Below are 21,993 nucleotides of genomic sequence, written 5' to 3'. Positions count from 1 at the left end.
CGCATTTGCTGCTCAAAACGTCGAAATTTACAGCAAAAAAGCCCTGTTTTTCGCTGAATTAGCCAAAATTTATTTTTTCTTTTTCTTGCGCATGCGCATAAAAATGAAAATTGCCCCCAAAAGAATGACTACTGCATTACTTATTCCGATCATTAAATAAAGCTGTTGTTGTTTCGCTTTTTCTTCTTCAGCTAATCTTTCTTGTTCTTCTGCTAATGCTTGCGCGGCCAATTCGGCTTCTATTGCTCTTTTCTGTTTTACTGCTTCGCTATCAAGCTCATCTGTTGATGCGTAATCCTCTAAGCCGCCTTCAACACGTTCGACATTAAAACTAAATTCTGGCGTGACCAACCTAAACTCTCGCCCTTGTGTGGTTTTACCAAAGGCGCTGACTTTAACTCGATGTACACCGCCCTCAGTAAAAGGAATTTTATGCTCACGACTCTCGCCCTTGCCTTCCATTACTGAAAAAGGCTCAACTTGTCGGTCAGGGTATGTAACCTTACCTTGCAATATAATGCTGTCTGGGTCGACGTAGGTTGGGTCTATTGAAAAGATAATGGTGTGTTGCTTCTCAACGTCATCAGTGACTTCAACCGATATATCGATAGGTGTCGGTCTTATAATGACAGGCGATTGCTGTAAATCGCGTGTTGCCATCGGCATTTTAATGCGGTAAATCGGTAACCATTCACCGGGAGAAAAGTCGAGTTCGAACTCGCCGGTGTATACGGAATCTCCCGCATATTCATCTAAGTCGTAACCGTCATCTCGAAAAGACGCTAATTTAACTGGCTCTGCGCCAAAATTATCAAAGGCAGAATTATTGGTACTAAAAAAATCAACATCTAAGTTAATGACATCTCTAAAATCTGGGTTATCAATCGCAGCCTCGCCATTGAGTAACTTACCAACAACTTTAAGTGTTTCACCTTGTAAGAGAATTTCAGGTAATGGAGATACTTCCAGTTTAACTTCAGAGATCACCATAATGCGGCTATTTGGTAATATATTTCCAATTGCTTGCCAAGGGCCTGGCATTGGCTTTTTAAGCTTGATCATGTCGAATGTGCGGTCGTCATACCATTCAATGCCAAGCTCTTTCGCATAGTTAACTTTTAGCTTGGTGCCGTCAGGCTGCACTAAAATAACTGGCGGTGAACCGCTTTGTCGATAAAACAGTAGAGTTAACTCATCTACTTGCGCATCAATTCTAAAACGATTGTCAAAATAAGGGATTTGATTGGTGACATTGTCATGCTGATAATACTCAATCGCGGTTTGTTGCTCTTGTGCATTGGCTGCAAGAACATTCATACCGATACTGCAAAGTGCAAGTAACGTCGATTTTAAACCAATCATTTGGGCCATATAGGGCTTGCTCCTTTTTCGGCGACAACCGCCAAGCGTTCATTGTGTGCTACTACTTCATCGGCAGATGCATTGATAACCTTAAGTTTTGTTCGATCTTTTGCTAATCGCCTAATTGCATTTGCGTCGCCACCTTCTGCGACATTTTCAGATGCCGTTAAATTTAACGTTGCCTGCTTGCGTGTCATCTCGATATAAACAAAGGCTAACAGCTGAGCATCAATTAATGCGCCGTGATAAGTACGGTCAATTAATTTGTCTACTCGATAGTGTTTAGCTAAAAAGTCGAGGGTTTTCGGCGAGCCAAATTCATCTTTAGACACTTTTAAAGTATCGGTCACCGTACAAATATCGTAGGTTAACGGTAAGTTTCTTCTTAATAAATTAAATTCGTGATCCATAAAGCCGACGTCGAACTTAGCATTGTGAATAACGAGTTCAGCACCACGTATAAACTCAATAAATTCGTCAGCGACCTGTGAAAATAATGGTTTGTCACTTAAAAAAGCATTGGTTAATCCATGAACATCAATAACTTCTTGTTCCATTTCAATTAATGGATTGATATAGGCGTGATAGGTTCGACCGGTGAGCTGACGGTTGATCATTTCAACGCAGCCAATTTCAACAATACGATGGCCTTCACGTGGATTTATACCGGTAGTTTCTGTATCAAGAATAATTAAACGTTGGTCTTGTGAATTGTCAATGCTCAAAGGTAATGCCTTACATTAAAGATTAGTTAAAATAAATGTTTTACAGTGCGTACTTAAATACTATAGATAATTACGCTAGGGTTAAACTGAAATTATCGCCAGTTGTTGATATTGGTTGGTTAATTAGTCGAAAAAATTGAAGTAACAAATGAGTATTCTAGTGACAAGCTAAACTATTTTTCAGGCAGTTTAGTGGGAAACTCATGGCTGTTTATTCGAAAACGCGTACTCAGCAGACAAAACATCACGAACAATACCGATAACACTATTTGCCCGATGAGCTGATTAAGCGGGAGAAGTTGCCAAAATTGGAAGGCAATAATATTCACTGCACAATCAAACACTAACGCAATAACGAGTAGCGAGCGTGCACGTCGCCAACAATACTGAACCCATTTGTGCGCATCAGGGCGGCGTAAGCTTAGTACGAAGACAAAAAAGAGTCCAAATGTGCCCGACACTAAACTCAAATAAAATAAAGATGTCTCAGGATATACCCAAGCGATTGTCGCGACTCTGTCGTTAAGGTTAGTCACTGACATTAGCCATACGATATAACCTCTCAATAAATAAATCAGTAACAAATACACGCCTATAGACAGCTTTAAGCAATCAAATTTGTCAAAGTCGTTTAATGAGTAGTTTTTATACAATGGATTAGCCATAAGATGAATGCACTCTCAAGTAATTAGAATTTATAACAATTACCCTTTACTTGAATCTTTTGACGCAGCTTTGTCTCGTTCAATATCTAAATAATGCATACCAGCCGTAATGGCCGTTACCGCCTTAGAGGTAAATTCACGTTTATACAAGGTGTAAACAACAAGAATGCTTGCGATCATTAAGGCGCTTGGACTTAAAAACCAACAAATGGCTGCAAGCGAAAAATAATAAGACCGTAAACCATAATTGTAGGCATGTGCTGCTTGGTCTTGCACTACCGCCACTTGTTTTGCATATTTTTTGAGATTTTCGTTTGTACCACTTTTGTCATAAGGCGCCGCGCCAATCATTACATTAACAAAGCCGTATTGACGCATTGACCATGTAAACTGGAAAAACGCCATAACAAAAATACAACCAAGTAATGCCAGTTTGATTTGTATAGCAAAGGTTAATGACGACTGTGCAAATGGAATAGACTCAAGAATATCCGCAAGTTTTTCAACTTGACCAAATAAGGCCAAAACACCCGCTAACACCAGTAAGGTGGTCGAAGCAAAAAAAGCTATATTACGTTCTAAATTGGCTAATAGAGACGCTTCCCCTACCCTAAGTTCGTGGGAAAGCATTTGAGTCATCCAGTGAATTCGGTTTTGATGAAGAGAGCGCGCGATACAATCAGTTGTTTTTGCTTTTTTACGTGCAAATAAAGTGTATCCAAACCAACACGTTATAAATACGGCAAAGGCAAAAATGTCGAGTAAGTAAATGTGCATCATCAAATATCGTCAAAATGTCATTTACGTATTATGCAAAAAATTTGTCTTACTTTCGAGGCTTACCAACAAATAGTTACGTGATTAAATAGCGCTAACCGGCATAAAAAATGTTCATCAGTTGTTATAGAATAAACACTTATTAAAAAAGCACGACTTTGGAAACTTTTCACTACGATAAAACCGAAACTGTGCTAATAAATCATAACATTGAAAGAACACCATCTCAGCCACAAGCCAGTATCGCTAATGCATAAACCAGTTAAGCACTGGTAATATAAAACAATTTTATAACCATGGTACGAATGTGGCTAATCCTTTAAGTAACAGTTGTGTTAACAACACATTTTTGTAACAATTATGTTCATATAAAACATAACAATAATAAAACGTCAGCTAATACTGATGAGCGGTATTTTTTAGGGAGAAAATGTGAGCATTTTAAGGACAAAATTCTTTGTATTTTGCGCTTTATTGTGGGCGTTTTCTAATTCTACATTTGCAAGCTCTTTTGCTCCTTCTAGTGCACCATATAACATTCCTACATCCTCCTTATCGGCAAACATTGATGGTTCGCTTGACGATGAAATATGGAAGAACGCATTAACCATTTCACTAGATTTAGTTAATAGCCCCTGGGATAACCAACCTGCGCCTGTAAAAACAACCGCAAAAATTATCGAAAACAGCCAATTCCTCTACATTGCATTTATTGCCAAGGATCCACAACCCGAAAAAATTATTGCAGCACTTGCTGATCGCGATAGTCGCTGGGGCGATGATTTAGTCGGTATAAAATTAGATACCGCGAACAATAGACGGCTTAATTACAGTTTTTTAGTCAACCCATTTGGCGTGCAACACGATCAAATTTATAATGAAATGACTGGCAATTCTAACGACGCTTGGGATGGCATTTGGCAATCTTACGGGAAACTGACCGCCGACGGTTATCAAGTTGAGCTTGCGATCCCATTTCATATTTTAAATTTTGAGCCGTCTAACGAAAACAAAACCTGGGCCTTTGAACTTATTCGGCTTTATCCAAGAGATACCAATTTACGTATTTCTCACGTTCCTTTAGATCGTGATAACGCCTGTTGGTTATGTCAATACCCTGAAATTTCTGGCTTTGAAAATGCTCAAGCTGGCAAAAACATTACCCTGACACCAACGGTAGTCGCCGCCAAAAATCAAACGAGAGACGTTTATGCAAGTGATGATGATTGGCATGACAATGACGATATTGAAGCGGGTTTAGATTTACGCTGGGGAATAAGCTCAGATACATTACTCAACCTAACGTTAAACCCCGACTTTTCAACGGTTGAATCTGACGCAGGTCAGCTTAGTGTTAATAAAACCTTTTCACTTTTTTATGACGAAAAGCGTAGCTTCTTTCTAGAAAATTCCGACTACTTTACCAGTAACTTTGATTTAGTCTACACCCGAAATATTGCGGATCCCGATTATGGCGTTAAACTAACCGGTACCAAAAACCAACATACCTATGGTTTTTTCGTCACCAATGATACGGAAACAAATTTTATTTTACCGGGTAATACAGCATCACGCCTAATATCCCTTGACGAAGAAAGCCACTCTTCCGCATTCAAATATCGATATGATTTTACCGATGACTTCTCTGTTGGTGTCATTAATACCATTCGCGCCAGTGAGAATTATCATAATATCGTTACCGGTTTAGATACCAAATATCGTTTTGACCAATCAAATTCGATATTAGCCCAAGTAGTGTCAGCCAATACAGAAATGCCTGAAGGGTATCAGAACAATAACAACGAATCGTTTACCGATAGTGCGATTAAGTTAGACTTAGTTCATCAGTCTGAGTATTGGGATATTAGCGCTCACCATCAGCAAATCGGCAAAAATTTCCGTGCCGATTTAGGATTTATGCCTAAAGCAAACTACCGTCAAGACAAGCTTAAAGCACGTCGCACCTTTTATGGTGACGTTGATAGTTGGTGGTCTGACGCCAATATTCAAGCACAGGCGTATATCGAACACGATGAAGATGGAAAGCTACTTGAGAAAACACAAATAGTTTCAACCGGTATTCACGGCCCGATGTTGTCTTATGCAGAATTAAAATGGACCCATGCTGACAAACTTGGCTTAGAGCAAGACTATTTCAGCGAAAATGAAGTAGAAATGTACTTTTTTATTCAGCCTGTAAATAATTTTTATAACGAGACTTCTATTATTACCGGTAAAAGAATTGATTATATTAATAATCGCTTAGGCGACTTTAATGAAATTTGGAACCATGTGTTAGTTAATCTTACTGATCATCTAGAACTTGATATTAGTTATACCTATAGCGAGTTAGATAACCAAGGTGAAAACATTTACCAAGAGCAAATAGCTGACGTAAGGTTGTCTTATCAATTTGACGTGCGCAGTTATATTAAACTTAATATGGTTTACACTGATATTGAGTTTAACCCTTTACAAAATCAACGCTTGTTTAGTTTAAGTGATAGCAGCGAACACAATAAGGCATTGTCGACTCAGCTCATATATGCCTATAAATTAAACCCACAAACATTATTTTTCTTAGGCTACTCAGACAACAGCTTACAAGATAATCAGTTAAAAACACTGACCCAACAAGAAAGAACCTTTTTCACCAAAGTGAGCTATGCTTGGATGCCAAACTAGTAAATACTTTTACTAGCCTGCAAAGTATCTAGCAAGCAAATGACTCAATCAACTTATTGAGAAAAGTGAACCAACTAGATATTTGCAAAAGCTATATAAAATTAAATTTTTATTCCATTTTTTATGAATAAGTTATAACGAAATGTCACTTCTTTTTCTCTAATAAGTCGATAATCTAAAGGCTTATGTATTGTGAATAGTGGCTTTTTTCGATTTATTACCTATAAGTTAGATTCACTGATATCAAAACTCTCGTTAAATAGTCAAATATTAAGCAAGAGCTAAATAGTTAACACAAATAAAGTTGGTCATTTTACGAGTAACTTTAACACTTTATTCAATACTTATTACCAACATGAATAAGTATAAATAGTTCAAAGGATTATATTATGTCTACAATTTTTGAAGATAATTCAACCAGTATTGGCCGTACCCCTCTTGTAAAACTTAACCGAGTAACCGGCGGTAACGTTTTTGCGAAAGTAGAATCAAGAAACCCAAGCTTTAGTGTTAAATGTCGTATTGGCGCAAACATGATTTGGGACGCAGAAAAAAAAGGTGAGTTGGTTGCAGGTAAAGAAATTATTGAACCTACCAGTGGTAATACCGGTATTGCATTAGCGTTTGTTGCGGCCGCTCGTGGCTACGGCATAACCTTAACTATGCCAAACACAATGAGTTTAGAACGTAGAAAGTTACTTGCCGCTTTAGGTGCCAAATTAGAATTAACTGACGGCGCTAAAGGGATGAACGGTGCTATTGCTAAAGCACAAGAAATCAAAGACTCTAACCCTGATAAGTACGTGTTACTTGGTCAGTTTGATAATCCAGCAAACCCTGAAATTCACGAAAAGACTACTGGCCCAGAAATTTGGGAAGACACCAATGGTAATGTCGATATTTTTGTTGCTGGTGTTGGTACTGGCGGCACAATTACAGGTGTAAGCCGTTATTTAAAGCTAACTAAAGGCAAAGCTATTACGTCAGTTGCCGTTGAGCCAACAGACTCACCTGTTATTACTCAAAAGCTTGCTGGTAAAGAGCTAACGCCTGGTCCTCATAAAATTCAAGGCATTGGCGCTGGTTTTATTCCTGGTAACTTAGACTTAGAAGTGATTGACGCAGTTGAGCAAGTTTCGAATGATGAAGCAATGCAAATGTCTCACCGCCTAATGAAAGAAGAAGGAATTTTAGCGGGTATTTCGTCAGGTGCAGCAGTGGTTGCAGCAAAACGTCTAGCTGAAAAGCCAGAAAACAAAGATAAAAACATTGTTGTAATTCTACCAAGCTCTGCAGAGCGTTATTTATCAAGTGCTCTTTTCACTGATACTTTCAGTGATAAAGAACTTGTTCAATAAAGTTAACGCATCAATGTAAATGATAAAGGCGCTTCGGCGCCTTTTTTATTTGTTTTTTAATTGAGATTTTCAATAGCCATTATTGACTAGAATACGCTATGATGAAAGACAGACATATCATTGAAAACAATAACTTGAAAAGCTGTGACAAATATGAAAAATCTTTTTAAATCAATAGTGCTAGGTTCTGTGCTTTTGCTAACTGCTTGCACCGACTCAGAAAAAGAAATCACTAAAATTGATAACCCTGAATTAGTTGCCGTTGCATTTTTTAATGCCCTTTATAATGAAAAAGATATTAAAAAAGCAGCATCGGTGTGCTCCCCTCAACTATCACGCATAATTTTGCACTACCGCTCGTCACAAGCTGTAGCGCGTCATCTATTTAATATGTCGTATGATCAAGTTGAAGTGAGCCCTGATGATAGTGGCGTAAAAATTAGAGAGCAGTTTAAAGACTCAGCCAAAATTACATTATATTTTAACGGCACGTACAATAATGAAAAATTTAAAGATGTAAAAAGAGTGCTGATGATACAGAAAAAAGATAAATGGGTATTAGATAAAATCTTAAAAGATCCGTTCTAAGTTTCCTGTTCAATGATGTAAAAAGCCATGTTGTTAAACATGGCTTTTTTGCAAGACATATCTTAAGCTAAACACCCTACAAGCCTAGTGCAACACCTTCTCTTCGAGGATCTGCACCGCCATATAAAGTCCCATTTTTTACTTCAATAGCATGAATGCCGCTGTTCAAATCACGAATACTTACCTTGTGTCCTTTAGCTTCAAATAATGGTTTTAATGTTTCCATTTCAGTGCCACGCTCTAGTGTTGTCACCTTATTACGATTAGTGATACGCGGTAAATTAATTGCTTGTTGTACCGGCAGTTGCCAATCAAGCGTCGCGATAATGGCATGGGCAACATAATTAATAATTCGACTTCCGCCTGGCGAGCCTATCACCAGCTTTAACGACTTATCATGGTTAAATACCATCATAGGAGACATTGAGCTACGCGGCCGCTTTAATGGTTCAACTCGGTTCGCCACCCATTGACCATTTTCTTTTGATTTAAATGAAAAGTCGGTCAATTGATTATTCAAAATAAAGCCTTCAACCATTAGCGCGGAGCCAAAGGCCATTTCGACACTGGTGGTCATAGAAACCGCATTGCCTTTACCATCAACTATCGAAAAATGACTAGTCGATGGTAAGTTATAACCTTGATGATCTGCCCTTGCAATTGCGCCATCAGGCTTTCCTGCAATAACAGAGTGATTATCTTTTTCTTTATCGATAAGCTGAGAACGTGATTTTACATAATCACGTTCTAGCAACCCCTTAACAGGCACTGAGACAAAGTCTGGATCAGCAATATACTGATTTCTATCGGCAAAAGCTAAGCGTGAACTTTGGGTAAATAAATGCAGTGCGTCGATATCCATTGGTTGATATTGGGCTAAATGGTATGGTTCAAGCATGGCTAACATTTGCAACACCGTTAATCCACCTGAGCTCGGCGGCGCCATTCCACAAACCTTGTATTGATTATAAGGCTGACAAATGGCGTCTAATTGCTGATCTTGGTATTTTTGCATATCTTCAAGTCGCAAACGACCCGGCGCTATCGGTGCCTGTTGTACTTTTTCAACAATAGCTTTGGCAAGCCAACCTTGATAAAACACCTCAATGCCGTCTTTTGCAATGCTTCGGTAAGCCTTAGCCAATTTTTGATTAACCAAGGTATCTCCGGCCTTTATCGCTTCTCCATTTGGAAAAAAATAGGCACGAGTATCATCTAACTTCCAAATCCCCGGATTAAGTTTCATAGCCACTAAACGGGCTAAACGCGGAGACACCACAAAACCATTTTCTGCTAAAGCAATGGCATCTTCAAAAAGCTGATGCCAAGGTAGAACCCCATACTTATCATGCGCACTTTTAAGTGCTTTAAGCACTCCGGGAACACCAACAGAGCGACCACCAACAATAGCTTCTCGCCATGGAATAGGCTGGCCATTTTGATTTAAAAACATATCTGAAGTTGCCAGTTTCGGTGCAGTTTCTCGACCATTAAAACTGGTGAGTTTTTGAGATTTTTGGTCAAAATGCAGCATAAAAGCACCGCCACCAATGCCAGATGACTGTGGCTCAACTAAGGTTAACACTAATTGAACAGCAATGGCTGCATCAACGGCACTACCGCCTTTTTGCAAAATATTAAACCCTGCTTCACTCGCATAGGGGTTTGCCGCAGACACCATAAACTTTTTGGCACTAACTACTTTCTTTTCAATAACACCTGTTGCAGCTTCTGGCTCTCGGTCTTCTCTTTTTTGTGGCGTATTTGCAAAAACGGAGTATGAGATAACACTGGTAAGAAGTATTGTTGCTAAAGGGGCAACATAAACGGGCTTAAACATAAAAATCCTAAAGTAGAGCAAATAAAAAAAGCACATCGCAAGTAACAGGCAATGAAATTAGCCGAGAAACTAAGGTCTAAACCTTAACTGAAATTGATTAAATTTAACAAAATTATTTAAAATATTTTGATACTTATCGCTATCTCGCTCCAAAATGGTTAACGCGTGAATACAGGCTTCTAAAGTTGATAACGCATGTTTTTTAGTGGTTGAACGAATATCATACAAACCTTTTATACCAACAGGTAAAGTAATATGCGCAAGTTGATGTAAATTTTGACTTAACATATACATTCGATAGGCTTTTTTCCACGTTGCGTCTAATAAAATAATGGTTAATTCGTCATTATTAATACTGACATTAGTCGAATTGCAAAGCTGAGTTAGCTCAATCGCTTGTTCACTTGGGTAAAGTAACAATACCTGCTTCGACTTATCGTTAAGCAATGCATTTAATTGTGGGTTCTCAGTAAAGTCTTCACCTTCAATAATTTGGCATTGAGACAGCGAATGAAATAGTAAAGGGACAGTCCCTTTACTTTGTGATACTTCTGTTGGGTGCTGTAAAATAACGACATTAACTGCGTTATTTATCGAAGTAAAAAATTGGCAAATACAGGCCCTTTCAGGTCGTTGGCAGCGATAACAAACAGTTCTAGTCATAAGCGCATTTATAATGGATTAATGCACTATTTTAGCAAGTTTCAAAAAACAATGAATAGTTAGTTGCTACAAGTAAACAATACTATTGTGTTAATTCCTGATAAAGTAGCCTTTTTACCAAACAGCTCTTTATTTTTTCTTTGGTTAATTGATGATTACGTTCAAAAACTTACCTGTTAAACCAACCCAGTATTTACCGGCTGCATTTGTCCTTATTTTATCGGCTCTTGCTTTTATATTTGACAGTCAGCTGGCAGCAAGCTTGATATACAAAAAAAGTTTAATTGAAAATGGCGAGTATTGGCGTTTGTTTTCAAGTCATTTTTTTCATACCAACCTAAACCATTTGTTGTTAAACCTTGGTGGCTTACTATTACTTTGGTCGCTGCATGGACACGCATATTCTGTTAAAAATTACAGCGTACTTTTTATTTTTTCTGCATTAGTAACTGGCCTAGGTATCTATTTTTTTAATCCGGAAATTAACCAATACGTTGGTTTATCTGGCGTTTTGCACGGTATTTTTGTTTGGGGAGCGATAATGGATGTTTTACAAAAAGACAAAACAGGCTATTTATTGTTAATTGGTGTTTGGTTAAAAATAGCGCATGAACAGTATTTTGGCGCTAGTGAAGACACCATTGCCTTAATAGCAGCTAACGTAGCCGTAGATGCTCACTTATATGGCGCAATTGCGGGCACAATTGTCGCAGTAATAACAATTATTCTAAATAAACCAAACTCACCAGTAGGTCCACAGCCATCAATTTAACGCGTTATTCTTCAACAATTTTGTATTTATTTAAAATGGCATCAATAACACCATGTTTTTTTAATCGTATTAAAACTTGATTAAATTGCGCAATGGAAACAGGTGAATTTGGCGATAGCGCCGCATAAATACCATGCTCACTAATAGAAAACGGAGATACTTCAAACAGCTCAGGATGAGCCATGTTCTTTAATGAATTTTGAATGAGTAAATTTGAACCAACAAAAGTATCAATCCACCCCTTTTCTAAGCGAATAAAGTTTAATTCAATATTGCCCACGTCACTGCGCAACATATCACCACGCGCAAAATATTTTTCTATATTGGGATAGGTATATCCTCTGATCGTGCCAACTGTCATATTAGCCACTTCAGACAATTTACTTTTAGCTTTTGATTGTTGAAATACTAGTACGTCTTGATCAAAAAAGAGTGGTTCAGACCAATTTAATAACTCACGCTTTTTTAACCACTGCGGATTACTGACTAAATTAGCATGTACAATGCCTTTACTAAGGTAGTTTTCTTGTCGTTTTCTCGGCACTTTAACATAGCTAACAATAATATTAAGCTCGTTAGCTATTTCCTCAGCAACATCTTTAATAATGCCACCAACAAGTCTATCACCTTCAATTAAAGCAAATGGAGGGCCATTATGAACACCAAAACTAACGATAAATGTTTGCTCGGGCTTATTTGCCTCAAAAGCACTAAGGCTGGTAGTAAAACACACAACTAAAAGAGTAAATAATATTCTAATCACACTATTCTCCCCAACGATGCCGCTTTACTTAATACTAGCATCACCTAACGAATCCGCTATTTTTTCACCTTTTTACTTTGGTGTTAAAACACAAAATTCAACATAATTGTATATAGGTTAGCATCAGGCTCTATAGGCACTTCAACAAACGAGCCACGCTGACCAGCATAGCTTTTAAACTGCTGCCACTCTGCATTGACAGAGATATTGTATTTAACGTTATACCTAAGGCCGGTAATAAAGCTACTACCGGTTTTGCCACCATAACTGGAAAACTGCCCAGTTTTGGCGTCATTTTCGCCATAAGAAATATAAGGCGTAAATTTCCCCATTCGATACGCTAAACTGGCATACCAAGTTGAACGAATATTACTTATTTGTCGCTCACCTGTTAGCACGGTTTGCCCAAACTCATACTCAAAACCAAGTGAATATAGGTCAAGCTTTTCCTCTTCATACGGAATTTCTAAATAAGGTATACCAGGAATCGCATTGGTTAGTTGCACCGTTTGAGTAAAGTCAGAGGTAAAATAGGTAAAATTCCATCGGTAATAGTCAGCCGAAAAGAGAAAGTTAATACCCGCTATTTTATCGATATCTAGCGAGACATCTAAAGTCGGTGTTATATCAATCGTATTGGTTTCTTCAATACCGACAAATGGTGTGACTAAAAGTTGATATTGTTCAAATAGCTCGGTAGACCAAACCACACTTGCACCTGTATATGCCGTGATCCCTAAAATTGAATTATAAACTTCTTCAGGTGGTCTAGCCGATGTATAGGCATGATTAACATAATAGTATTCAGATAACAGAAAAATAGGTAAGCGCAAACGCCCTGCTCTAAATTCAAAATTATTGACACTATAACCAGCGTAAGCCCATTCTAACTCAGGTTCACTCCAATTATCTTGCGGGCGTTTAACCAGTTGAACCGACGCTTTAAATGCATCATTAAAATAATCAAGTTGAATGCCAAATGTGGTATCACAGTCAAAGCAACTCGAATCGCTAATACTATGGTTTATGATTACAGCAGTATCATTGTCTGATTTAGCCCAAGAGGTTGAACCAAATCCACTTATCGATAATTGTTCTGTTAATTCAATCGTGGCACTACTGGCAAAACTCCACATTATTGAAATAAAAAACACGAGTAACCTGTTGCGCATTAGTGTCTCTCCTTAGTCACAATAAATAGCACATTAGCTGCTTCTGGCAATGCATCAATTGGTGCGTAACCAATTCTGCTTGATTTTTCACTTAACCACTTTAGTTGGCTGTTAATCGAGTCATCTTTAATCACTTTAGGAGGACGTGCTTTACCTGAAAAAGACAAACTTGCCCAATAGGCATTCATTTGCGCAATATCTTTGCCCAATAATGCTTGGTAAAACTCGCTTCTTATTTGATTATTTTCAGACCAATCACATAATTCAATTTTTTCTCCTTGCAGCATTTTTACCTTGCCACGATACAACATTCGTACTTTATTGATACTTAAGGCACTGAATTTGTCATTGAGGGTAAATACCGCATAACGGCTATGAGCTTGCGCATTAGAATAAGTGCTAATAGTAATTAAAAACACTATTACACTACATTTAGCGAATATGGGGAATGAAGTTAAAAAGGAGTTAACTGAAAACATTAACGTGTACATCCTTATACCGTAATAGCCACAAATACTGTCCATTATTAACTGTAGTCTAGACAAAAATGCCAAGTTAACAAGCTCATTTAATTATATAAATGAAAAAAAAACCAAACTGGTCTACTATAGCAATAAAAGGATGAGCATATGGTAAACGGATGTTGAAATCTCGCATGTGGAATTACCTCAGTATTCGCAAAAAAATCTGGGGATTAGTATTATTACCTTCCGTGGTGATCTTTGTTTTATCTTACCTTCAAATTTATGAGGTAAATAAACACTTGAAGAACCTGGCTAAAGCTGGCCAAACGATTCAACTTATCGCATCTCTAGAACAACTTCATAGCAGCAGTCTATTGCTTAGGGACAAGTCACTACTTTCCTCTTCCTTGGGTAACCTTAACGCCTTCACAGCACAAGTTAATAAAATAACGTCACCGTCAGAGAAAGCACACCTTGTTCAACTGATTAACGAATACAAAGATGTTATAGAAACAATATCGTTTTTTGACGACAACGAAAGCCTTTACGACGCTGTGCTTTGGCAAGGAGACGTTCACAAACAATTGATGTTAACGTTAGAACGCCAAATATCGGCGATTAATATTTCGGGTATCAGCCAACAATTAAGTGCTTTGATAAAGCTAAAATGGTTATTATATTGGCTTAAAGAAGACACATGGCAAAGTCAGGTGTTAAGTTCGCCCGAGACAGAATTCTCCCCTCAAATACGCGCTGAAATAAATGCGCTCATTCAAAATCAGCAACTCTTTATTGAACGTTTTATTGCCATGAATGCTAATGAGCAACAAGTCGCTTTGATGCTTGCGGCATTTTCTGATGTAGCATTTGAGCAAAGCAGTATTTACAGAGAAAAATTATTAGACAAAGAACTGTTTACTCAGTTAACAAGCAATGATATTGCCGCTGGCAATATTGCTTTGATAAAACGAGTAAGCTTAATTCAAACTGTTGCAAATGCCCTAAATGTGCAGTTAAACAAAGAGCTAACCAATGAGCTGGCAGAGCTAAAGCAAAAACGTATTTTTTTAATCATGGTCATATGCTGCACGCTACTAGTTGTTATTAGTTTTGGCGTTGCATTAGCTCGCAGGATCACCAATAACCTAAACCAAGTGCTCAATTATTTAGAAAGTGACCATGATACAAACACATCATTAACGCGACGAATTCATGGCAATGATGAACTCAAACGTTTTGCCAAAAAAGTAGAGCGCCTCACCATTGAGCGCAACAAAAATCAGCAAGATTTAATTGCGAGTAAAAATAAAGAAGTCGCCGCTAAAGAACAAGCATTACAGGCAAGTCGCGCTAAAAGTAGCTTTTTAGCCAATATGTCGCACGAAATCCGTACGCCATTAAATGGCGTTATTGGCATTTCAGACTTGCTCGCAAATACAACCTTAAACGCAACACAAAAAGAATATATCGATACCATTGAAACCTCAGCACAAGCGTTACTGAGTTTGCTCAATGATATTCTTGATTTTTCAAAAATTGAGTCTGGTAAATTAGTGGTTAGTAAGTACCCGAGTTCAATACGCCAAACGATATATGATGTAACAACGATAGTTGCGCCACAACTTCGCGCGAAGGCTTTAGGCTTAGAAATAAACCTAGATGAGAAGATCCCAACGACTATTTTGTGTGACGACCATCGCCTTAAACAGGTTTTAATGAATTTAATGTCGAACGCGGTTAAATTTACCGAGCAAGGACAAATTACCGTAAACGTAAAAGTTGATACTGAAGATGAACAACACATGCTTTTTGAGGTTATCGACACCGGCATTGGGATAAATAAAGAGCAACAGCAACATATTTTCAAACCCTTTGCACAAGAAGATACTTCTACCACCAGAGAATTTGGCGGTACTGGCTTAGGGCTCGCTATTAGTACAGAGCTTATTCATTTAATGGGGGGCAAACTCTCATTAGTTTCCGATAAAAACAAAGGTAGTCGTTTTTATTTTAAATTGCCTTACAGTGCCGTTACTCAAGAATGGGTAAAACCTATCATTGATGATGACATTAACATTATTATTCTTGGCCACGATGAAAAAGTGATCAAAACATTGTGCCAAGAGTTAGCATTTTTCAACATTACAAATTATCTAATAAAACAAAAAATAAATGATATTTCATTAGAGCCTAACAGTAAAAATATTGTGATTCGTCAAGCCGATAATAAAGTGCCTAGTCAACAAGCCCTAAATTTTTCGGGCCTTGATAACGGTCAAAAAATAGCTCTGTGCCTTGTCTTACCGTTTGATGCAAAGCCAGAAAACTACGATAACAGCGTCTCTGCCTTAGTCCATGCCCCTTTGTTTGGCAACCAACTTAAAAAAGCATTGCAAAGCTGTGCAAACCAGCTTACGCAACCTGTGCCTGTGCCTGTGCCTGTGCCACCAAAAGATCTAGCAGAACAAGCAACAAGCGCAACAACAAATCACTCTAAAGCGCCAACGCCCGAAATATCAGCTAATAAAGACTCAGCTCAACCACTTAGAATATTGCTAGCGGAAGACAATCGTATTAACCAAAAAGTTGCCACACTGATCTTTAATAAACAAGGTTACCAATTCGAAATCGCCAATAATGGTCAAGAAGCCGTCGACCTATACCGTAAGGATCAAAACTTCGATATTATTTTAATGGATTTGATGATGCCGGTTAAAGATGGATTTGATGCAACCAAAGATATTCGAGCCTTCGAAAAGGCCCACCAATTACCCGAAACGCCGGTAATTGCAGTAACTGCTAGTGTGATTAATGATGACATTCAACAGTGTTACAACGTTGGTATGAATGCTTATATTCCTAAACCTATCCAACCAGATAAGCTTTACGCTGAAATAGAGAATTTGAGTTTACAACCAGCATAATTGTGCGAGCAATAAAAAAGCCAACTAATACCTAGTTGGCTTTTACGTTTTTACGATTTACTCACCTCTTTTATAAGGTATTTTCAAACAATTTATAAATACGACGGTACTCATCTAACCATGAACTTGGTTGCACAAAACCGTGCGGCTCTACTGGGTAAATAGCCGTTTCAAAGTCTTGCTTTTCTAGTTCAATTAAACGTTGTACTAAACGCACGGTATCTTGGAAAAACACATTATCGTCGACCATAGGTGCATTAATTAATAAGGGTTTTTGTAAGCCTTCAGCAAAATAAATCGGTGAACTACGCTCATAAGCAATCGCGTCATCTTCTGGGGTATTTAATATATTGGAAGTATAACCATGGTTGTAATACGCCCAATCAGATACTAAACGCAGTGCAGAGCCTGATTGAAATAATTCAGGTTCGGTAAACATTGACATTAGCGTTAGGAAGCCACCGTATGAACCACCATAAGTACCGACTCTGTTGCTATCGACATTTGCATTTTCAACTAACCAATTAACACCATCGACCATATCTTCAACTTCTGGTTTACCCATATGGCGGTATATCGCTGTACGCCAGTCGCGGCCATAACCTTTTGATGCGCGGTAATCCATATCGATAACCACATAACCTTGTTGAACTAACATGCTATGGAACATAAATTCACGGAAATAACCTGACCAACCCAAATGTGAGTTTTGCAAGTAACCCGCGCCATGGCTAAACATTACCGCACGATTTTTCTTGGCGGTTACATCAAAGTTTTTAGGTAAGTAAACTTTTGAATAGATAGGTTCACTTTGGTTGCTTGACGCTATCGCCACAACTTGCGGCGCCGACCACGGCATGTTCAAAAAGTCTTCACTCACGGTGTGCGTTAAACGGGTCGCTGTAGCATCTGGTTTAGCAGCTTGTACGTAAAGCTCTGGCGGCATGGTTACTGTTGAATGTTCAATCAGTAACTTAGACTCATCAGGGCTTAATGCATAATTATTATTACCACCTAAATCAGTAAGCGCTTTAACATTCCCCTGTTCAATATCTACTTGATAAATTTCGTATATGCCTGGGTGCTTTTTATTTGCTCTAAAGTAAATTGACTGCTCATCTTGGCTTAAGGTTAAGTCACTCACTTCATATTTACCGGTAGTTAAGCGTCTCGCTTTACTGTGTAATGATTTTACGTATAAATGAGAATAACCGCTTTCTTCAGAAAGATAATACAAACGATCGCTATCGTTTAACCAACCAAATTCATTAAACGTCCAGTTGATCCAAGCATCATCATGTAAACGGTGCTGATTCACTAACTTGTTTTCGTTAAAATTAACGGTTGCTAGCCAGCGATCTTTGTTGTCCCACGCTTCCAACATAATAGCTACGTGTTTGCCATCTTCATGCCATTTAATTGGGTGATATGCTTGTATAACGTGAATGTTTCTTGGCGCTTTTTGGCTATGGTAGCTTTTGCCTTCGCGCTTATAGTTTTCAAGGCGTACTTCAGCTAATACATCGTCATCAAAACCAGGTAATGTCTGATAGCCGAGTGAATGCTGCATTCCCGTTTTTAAATCTAATAAAAATAACTCTTCGCTGTATTTTCTATTATCTGCCACGCGCGCACGTACTTGCTGGGCTTTAATGTGACCGTCATCAGCAATATAGTTAGGCATTATATCGCTTTTATCAACCGTGCCTTTATCAGCAAGACTAATAATCATCTTATCACCAGCAGGTGACAAGCTGGCATGAACGATTTTTTTGTTTTTGCCAAAGTTAAAGTCGGTTTGCGTTAACGTGCTGTTTATTGCTTTCAACTGCTCTTTAACTTGCTCTTTTAAATCGCGATTACGTTTTTGTAAGGCAACATACTCAATAAGTTTATGTTGCTCATTGGCAATATAGCTTGGTGTTTTATCTGCTGATGTTGCTAACGTTGTGGTTAAATTAGCTAACTCTTTTACCGAGTTATTCACTAAGCTATGTTCAAAAAAGCGGTTCTCAACACGATAAGCAACATTGCCATTCGTTAAAAACATCGCATTGCGCTCAATAGCCGAGGTATAAGTTAATTGCTGAACGTCGCCACTTTTTAGATCTTTAACAAAAACATTACCTTGAAAAACATACGCTTCTTTAGTGCCTGTTTGATTAAGTACGGCATTTTTATCTGCAAACACATGTAAACGTGCTAAATCCGTTTTACTGCCATTACCAACTTGTTCAATGCTTTTACTAAACAAATCACGAACCGGATTGCCCGCTCTTTTTTGTTGATAAAAAATGGTGTTGCTATCATCTCCCCAATACCATGATTCAGGAGAGCGAGCGAACCAATCGGGATCAGACATAATTTGTTCTAACGTAATAATATTGCTGACATCAGCATTTTTATTGGCTATTGACGTAACGGTTGCGGTATTAGAGGCTGTTGGTGTTTCCGTACTTTGCATCACGTCATTAGCGGTACATGCGGTAAGAGAAAAAGCAACAAGCGTTGTAATAAGTTTTAATTTCATATGATTAACATCAGTCTCGTGATTAGAATTATTGTAAATCAGCAGGAATAAAATTCCCTGTATGAGTATATACTCAAATAAGAAAACGGCGAATTAGCGCCGTTAAAGTTTTCATAACGTTACAAGATACAAGGCTGTATTGCCAATGTGTAATCTTACGCGACTAATTGCGCTATTGTTGCGACAGTTGGTTTCAAAATGTCGGTATGCGCTAGCTTCGACTTTCCCACGAGTGAAACCATCGTTACTCGAAAGCCCATTAGCAAAAATTAACATGCCATTGCCTAGGCAAAACTGCTATAATCGCGCGCTAATTTGTTGCGGTGTCGTTACCTTTGTCTGGTAAACACTTAATTTATACAAGTACGACTTAGGCATTAATTGTCAGCATCATAGTTCTCATTTAGGTTTATTGCATGAAATCATCTCCACAAACAGCGCTTTTTGATTATCCCAAATATTGGGCTGAATGCTACGGAAGCGCCCCGTTTTTACCCATGTCGCGCGCCGAAATGGATGAATTGGGGTGGGACAGTTGCGATATTATTATTGTCACTGGCGATGCATATGTTGATCACCCAAGTTTCGGCATGGCGATAATTGGCCGTATGCTTGAGTCGCAAGGTTTTCGCGTCGGAATTATTGCTCAGCCAGATTGGCACTCTAAAGATGCCTTTATGCAGCTTGGCAAACCCAATTTATTTTTTGGCGTAACCGCTGGCAATATGGACTCGATGATTAATCGATATACCGCCGAGCGCAGAATGCGCCACGATGATGCCTATACGCCAAATGATGAAGGTGGCAAACGCCCTGATCGCGCAGTAACCGCTTATACCCAGCGCTGTAAAGAAGCCTACAAAGGTGTACCGGTAGTTATTGGGGGTATTGAAGCCAGTTTACGTCGAATTGCCCACTACGATTACTGGTCTGACAAAGTACGTCGTTCAGTATTATTTGATTCAAAAGCCGATTTGTTAATCTATGGCAATGCGGAACGTCCGCTAGTTGAAATTGCTCATCGAATTGCCCGTGGTGATAATCCTAAAGATATTACCGATGTTAGAGGCAGCGCTTTTATTAGTAAACAAGCTCTACCCGGTTGGAAAGGCATTGATTCACGCAATATCGATAAACCGGGGAAAATTGACCCTATCATCAGCCCGTATCAAGAAATTGACCAAAGTTGTGCAACAGAGGCATCTGCCAAGCAAGTTGATGTTGAAAGTGATGTCACCAAAACCGCACAACCGATTGAATTAAAAGACTATCGCAATAAAAGTTGGGCGGATAAAAAGAAGCCTTGGCTAACCACCTATATTAATTTGCCGACCTTTGAGCAAGTTAAAGACAATAAAGTATTATACGCTCACGCCTCGCGTATATTTCATCAAGAAGTTAACCCTACGTCAGCCAAACCATTGGCACAGCGTCATGGCGACAGAATTATTTGGTTAAATCCGCCGGCAACACCACTTTCAGAAGCAGAAATGGACGGCGTTTTTGGTCTGCCTTATCAACGTGTACCTCACCCTAGTTATGGTAAAGCAAAAATACCGGCATACGATATGATCAAAACGTCGATTAATATTATGCGTGGGTGTTTTGGCGGCTGTACTTTTTGTTCGATTACCGAGCATGAAGGTCGTATTATTCAAAGCCGCAGCGAAGACTCTATTATTGCTGAAATTGAAGATATTAAAGAAAAAGTCCCCGGTTTTACTGGCGTGATATCAGATCTTGGCGGACCAACTGCCAACATGTATCAACTGCGTTGTAAAAGCGAAAAAGCAGAAGCAACTTGTCGAAAACCGTCTTGTGTCTGGCCAACTATTTGTGGTCATTTAGATACCGATCACACACCAACGATTAATCTTTACCGTCGTGCCCGTAAAGTCAAAGGCATTAAAAAAGTACTGATCGCCTCTGGCGTTCGTTACGATTTAGCGATTCAAGATCCAGAATACGTGAAAGAGCTTGCTAGCCACCATGTTGGCGGTTATTTAAAAATAGCGCCTGAGCACACTGAAGAAGGGCCATTGAATAAAATGATGAAACCGGGCATGGGTAGTTACCATGCGTTCAAAGAGATGTTTGATCATTATTCAAAACTTGCAGGTAAGAAGCAGTATCTTATTCCTTACTTTATTTCTGCGCACCCCGGCACGACCGATCAAGATATGGTGAATTTAGCCCTATGGTTAAAAGAAAATGATTTTAAATTAGATCAGGTTCAAAACTTTTATCCGTCACCATTGGCAAATGCAACCACCTTGTACCATACCGAAATCGACTCACTGAGAAATGTCCGCCGTAATAGCGACAGCGTTGCGGTGCCAAAAGGCACAATTCAGCGCCGTTTACATAAAGCGATATTACGCTATCACGACCCAGTTAACTGGCCAATCATTCGTGAAGCACTTACTAAAATGGGCTTAGCACGTAAGTTGATCGGCAACGGTCCACAATGTTTAGTGCCACCAGAAACGCGCGGTGAGCAAAACAAACAACATTATAAGCACAACGGTAAAGGCAAAAATAATGGCAATGGCAATAAAACATCGCCAGGTCAACGCCGTCATTTTAGTAAAAAGCCCGCAGGTAAAGGCAAGCAAGGTTTAACGCGTTTTAGCGATAATCAATTTAACGATAGAGCCCCAAACACAACACGTAAAAAGCGCAAATAAACTAAACGATTTAAAATA

General features: G+C 38.6%; 16 protein-coding genes. 6 read left to right on the top strand and 10 right to left on the bottom strand.

The window, feature by feature from the left end; genetic code table 11:
• Window positions 1-69 precede the first annotated feature (69 nt).
• The 4 genes from ACRRSQ_RS03145 to ACRRSQ_RS03130 all read right to left on the bottom strand — a co-directional run bounded on the left by ACRRSQ_RS03145 (window position 70) and on the right by ACRRSQ_RS03130 (window position 3,529).
• A complete protein-coding gene (locus ACRRSQ_RS03145) occupies window positions 70-1,371 on the bottom strand; it encodes a TIGR03503 family protein (RefSeq protein WP_440874237.1) in 1,302 nt (433 codons plus the stop codon).
• Entirely contained in the window at window positions 1,359-2,087 is a 729-nt protein-coding gene (gene dnaQ / locus ACRRSQ_RS03140) for a DNA polymerase III subunit epsilon (RefSeq protein WP_440874236.1), read from the bottom strand. Before dnaQ ends, ACRRSQ_RS03145 begins: the two co-directional genes overlap by 13 nt.
• Window positions 2,088-2,260: 173 nt before the next feature.
• Window positions 2,261-2,752, bottom strand: a complete 492-nt coding sequence (locus ACRRSQ_RS03135) for a DUF2919 family protein (RefSeq protein WP_440874235.1) — start codon at window positions 2,750-2,752, stop codon at window positions 2,261-2,263.
• A gap of 39 nt (window positions 2,753-2,791) precedes the next feature.
• Window positions 2,792-3,529 carry a DUF599 domain-containing protein gene (locus ACRRSQ_RS03130; RefSeq protein ID WP_440874257.1) on the bottom strand — a complete coding sequence of 246 codons (738 nt, stop codon included), beginning with the start codon at window positions 3,527-3,529 and terminating at the stop codon, window positions 2,792-2,794.
• 432 nt (window positions 3,530-3,961) lie between these two features.
• Between ACRRSQ_RS03130 and ACRRSQ_RS03125 the strand changes: the two genes are divergently transcribed.
• From ACRRSQ_RS03125 to ACRRSQ_RS03115, 3 genes are all read left to right on the top strand, one after another.
• Window positions 3,962-6,214 (top strand): DUF5916 domain-containing protein, encoded by a 2,253-nt coding sequence (locus tag ACRRSQ_RS03125; RefSeq protein ID WP_440874234.1) that lies wholly within the window; start codon window positions 3,962-3,964, stop codon window positions 6,212-6,214.
• Between the two features lie 389 nt (window positions 6,215-6,603).
• Window positions 6,604-7,572 carry a cysteine synthase A gene (cysK, locus tag ACRRSQ_RS03120; protein WP_440874233.1) on the top strand — a complete coding sequence of 323 codons (969 nt, stop codon included), beginning with the start codon at window positions 6,604-6,606 and terminating at the stop codon, window positions 7,570-7,572.
• 153 nt (window positions 7,573-7,725) lie between these two features.
• Window positions 7,726-8,160, top strand: a complete 435-nt coding sequence (locus ACRRSQ_RS03115) for a hypothetical protein (protein WP_440874232.1) — start codon at window positions 7,726-7,728, stop codon at window positions 8,158-8,160.
• A gap of 76 nt (window positions 8,161-8,236) precedes the next feature.
• On the opposite strand, the gene ggt is transcribed toward ACRRSQ_RS03115, so the two are convergent.
• Together ggt and ACRRSQ_RS03105 are read right to left on the bottom strand one after the other, a co-directional pair.
• The gene (gene ggt / locus ACRRSQ_RS03110; protein ID WP_440874231.1) at window positions 8,237-10,000 is read right to left on the bottom strand and encodes a gamma-glutamyltransferase; all 1,764 of its coding nucleotides are present in this window, start codon (window positions 9,998-10,000) and stop codon (window positions 8,237-8,239) included.
• A 69-nt stretch (window positions 10,001-10,069) separates the two neighbouring features.
• Window positions 10,070-10,663 (bottom strand): tRNA-uridine aminocarboxypropyltransferase, encoded by a 594-nt coding sequence (locus ACRRSQ_RS03105; RefSeq protein WP_440874230.1) that lies wholly within the window; start codon window positions 10,661-10,663, stop codon window positions 10,070-10,072.
• Between the two features lie 151 nt (window positions 10,664-10,814).
• Between ACRRSQ_RS03105 and rrtA the strand changes: the two genes are divergently transcribed.
• Window positions 10,815-11,435 (top strand): rhombosortase, encoded by a 621-nt coding sequence (gene rrtA / locus ACRRSQ_RS03100; protein ID WP_440874229.1) that lies wholly within the window; start codon window positions 10,815-10,817, stop codon window positions 11,433-11,435.
• Window positions 11,436-11,439: 4 nt separating this feature from the next.
• Here the strand turns inward: rrtA and ACRRSQ_RS03095 are convergent, their stop codons facing one another.
• The 3 genes from ACRRSQ_RS03095 to ACRRSQ_RS03085 all read right to left on the bottom strand — a co-directional run bounded on the left by ACRRSQ_RS03095 (window position 11,440) and on the right by ACRRSQ_RS03085 (window position 13,789).
• Window positions 11,440-12,198, bottom strand: coding sequence for a substrate-binding periplasmic protein (locus ACRRSQ_RS03095; RefSeq protein WP_440874228.1), 759 nt, complete (start codon window positions 12,196-12,198; stop codon window positions 11,440-11,442).
• 83 nt (window positions 12,199-12,281) lie between these two features.
• Window positions 12,282-13,370 carry a porin gene (locus tag ACRRSQ_RS03090; RefSeq protein WP_440874227.1) on the bottom strand — a complete coding sequence of 363 codons (1,089 nt, stop codon included), beginning with the start codon at window positions 13,368-13,370 and terminating at the stop codon, window positions 12,282-12,284.
• Window positions 13,370-13,789 carry a hypothetical protein gene (locus tag ACRRSQ_RS03085; RefSeq protein ID WP_440874226.1) on the bottom strand — a complete coding sequence of 140 codons (420 nt, stop codon included), beginning with the start codon at window positions 13,787-13,789 and terminating at the stop codon, window positions 13,370-13,372. The genes ACRRSQ_RS03090 and ACRRSQ_RS03085 overlap by 1 nt, the downstream gene beginning before the upstream one ends.
• 221 nt (window positions 13,790-14,010) lie before the next feature.
• Between ACRRSQ_RS03085 and ACRRSQ_RS03080 the strand changes: the two genes are divergently transcribed.
• Window positions 14,011-16,758, top strand: a complete 2,748-nt coding sequence (locus ACRRSQ_RS03080; protein WP_440874225.1) for an ATP-binding protein — start codon at window positions 14,011-14,013, stop codon at window positions 16,756-16,758.
• Window positions 16,759-16,828: 70 nt separating this feature from the next.
• Here the strand turns inward: ACRRSQ_RS03080 and ACRRSQ_RS03075 are convergent, their stop codons facing one another.
• Entirely contained in the window at window positions 16,829-19,288 is a 2,460-nt protein-coding gene (locus ACRRSQ_RS03075; RefSeq protein ID WP_440874224.1) for a prolyl oligopeptidase family serine peptidase, read from the bottom strand.
• Between the two features lie 416 nt (window positions 19,289-19,704).
• Here ACRRSQ_RS03075 and ACRRSQ_RS03070 point away from each other — a divergent pair, with 416 nt between their 5' ends.
• Entirely contained in the window at window positions 19,705-21,975 is a 2,271-nt protein-coding gene (locus tag ACRRSQ_RS03070; protein WP_440874223.1) for a YgiQ family radical SAM protein, read from the top strand.
• Window positions 21,976-21,993 lie beyond the last annotated feature (18 nt).

The sequence above is a fragment of the Thalassotalea sp. PLHSN55 genome (assembly GCF_052030545.1).
GTDB lineage: Bacteria > Pseudomonadota > Gammaproteobacteria > Enterobacterales > Alteromonadaceae > CANMXU01.
The sequence above is the reverse complement of the archived record's forward strand: the minus strand, read 5'-3'. Positions and strand labels throughout refer to the sequence as shown.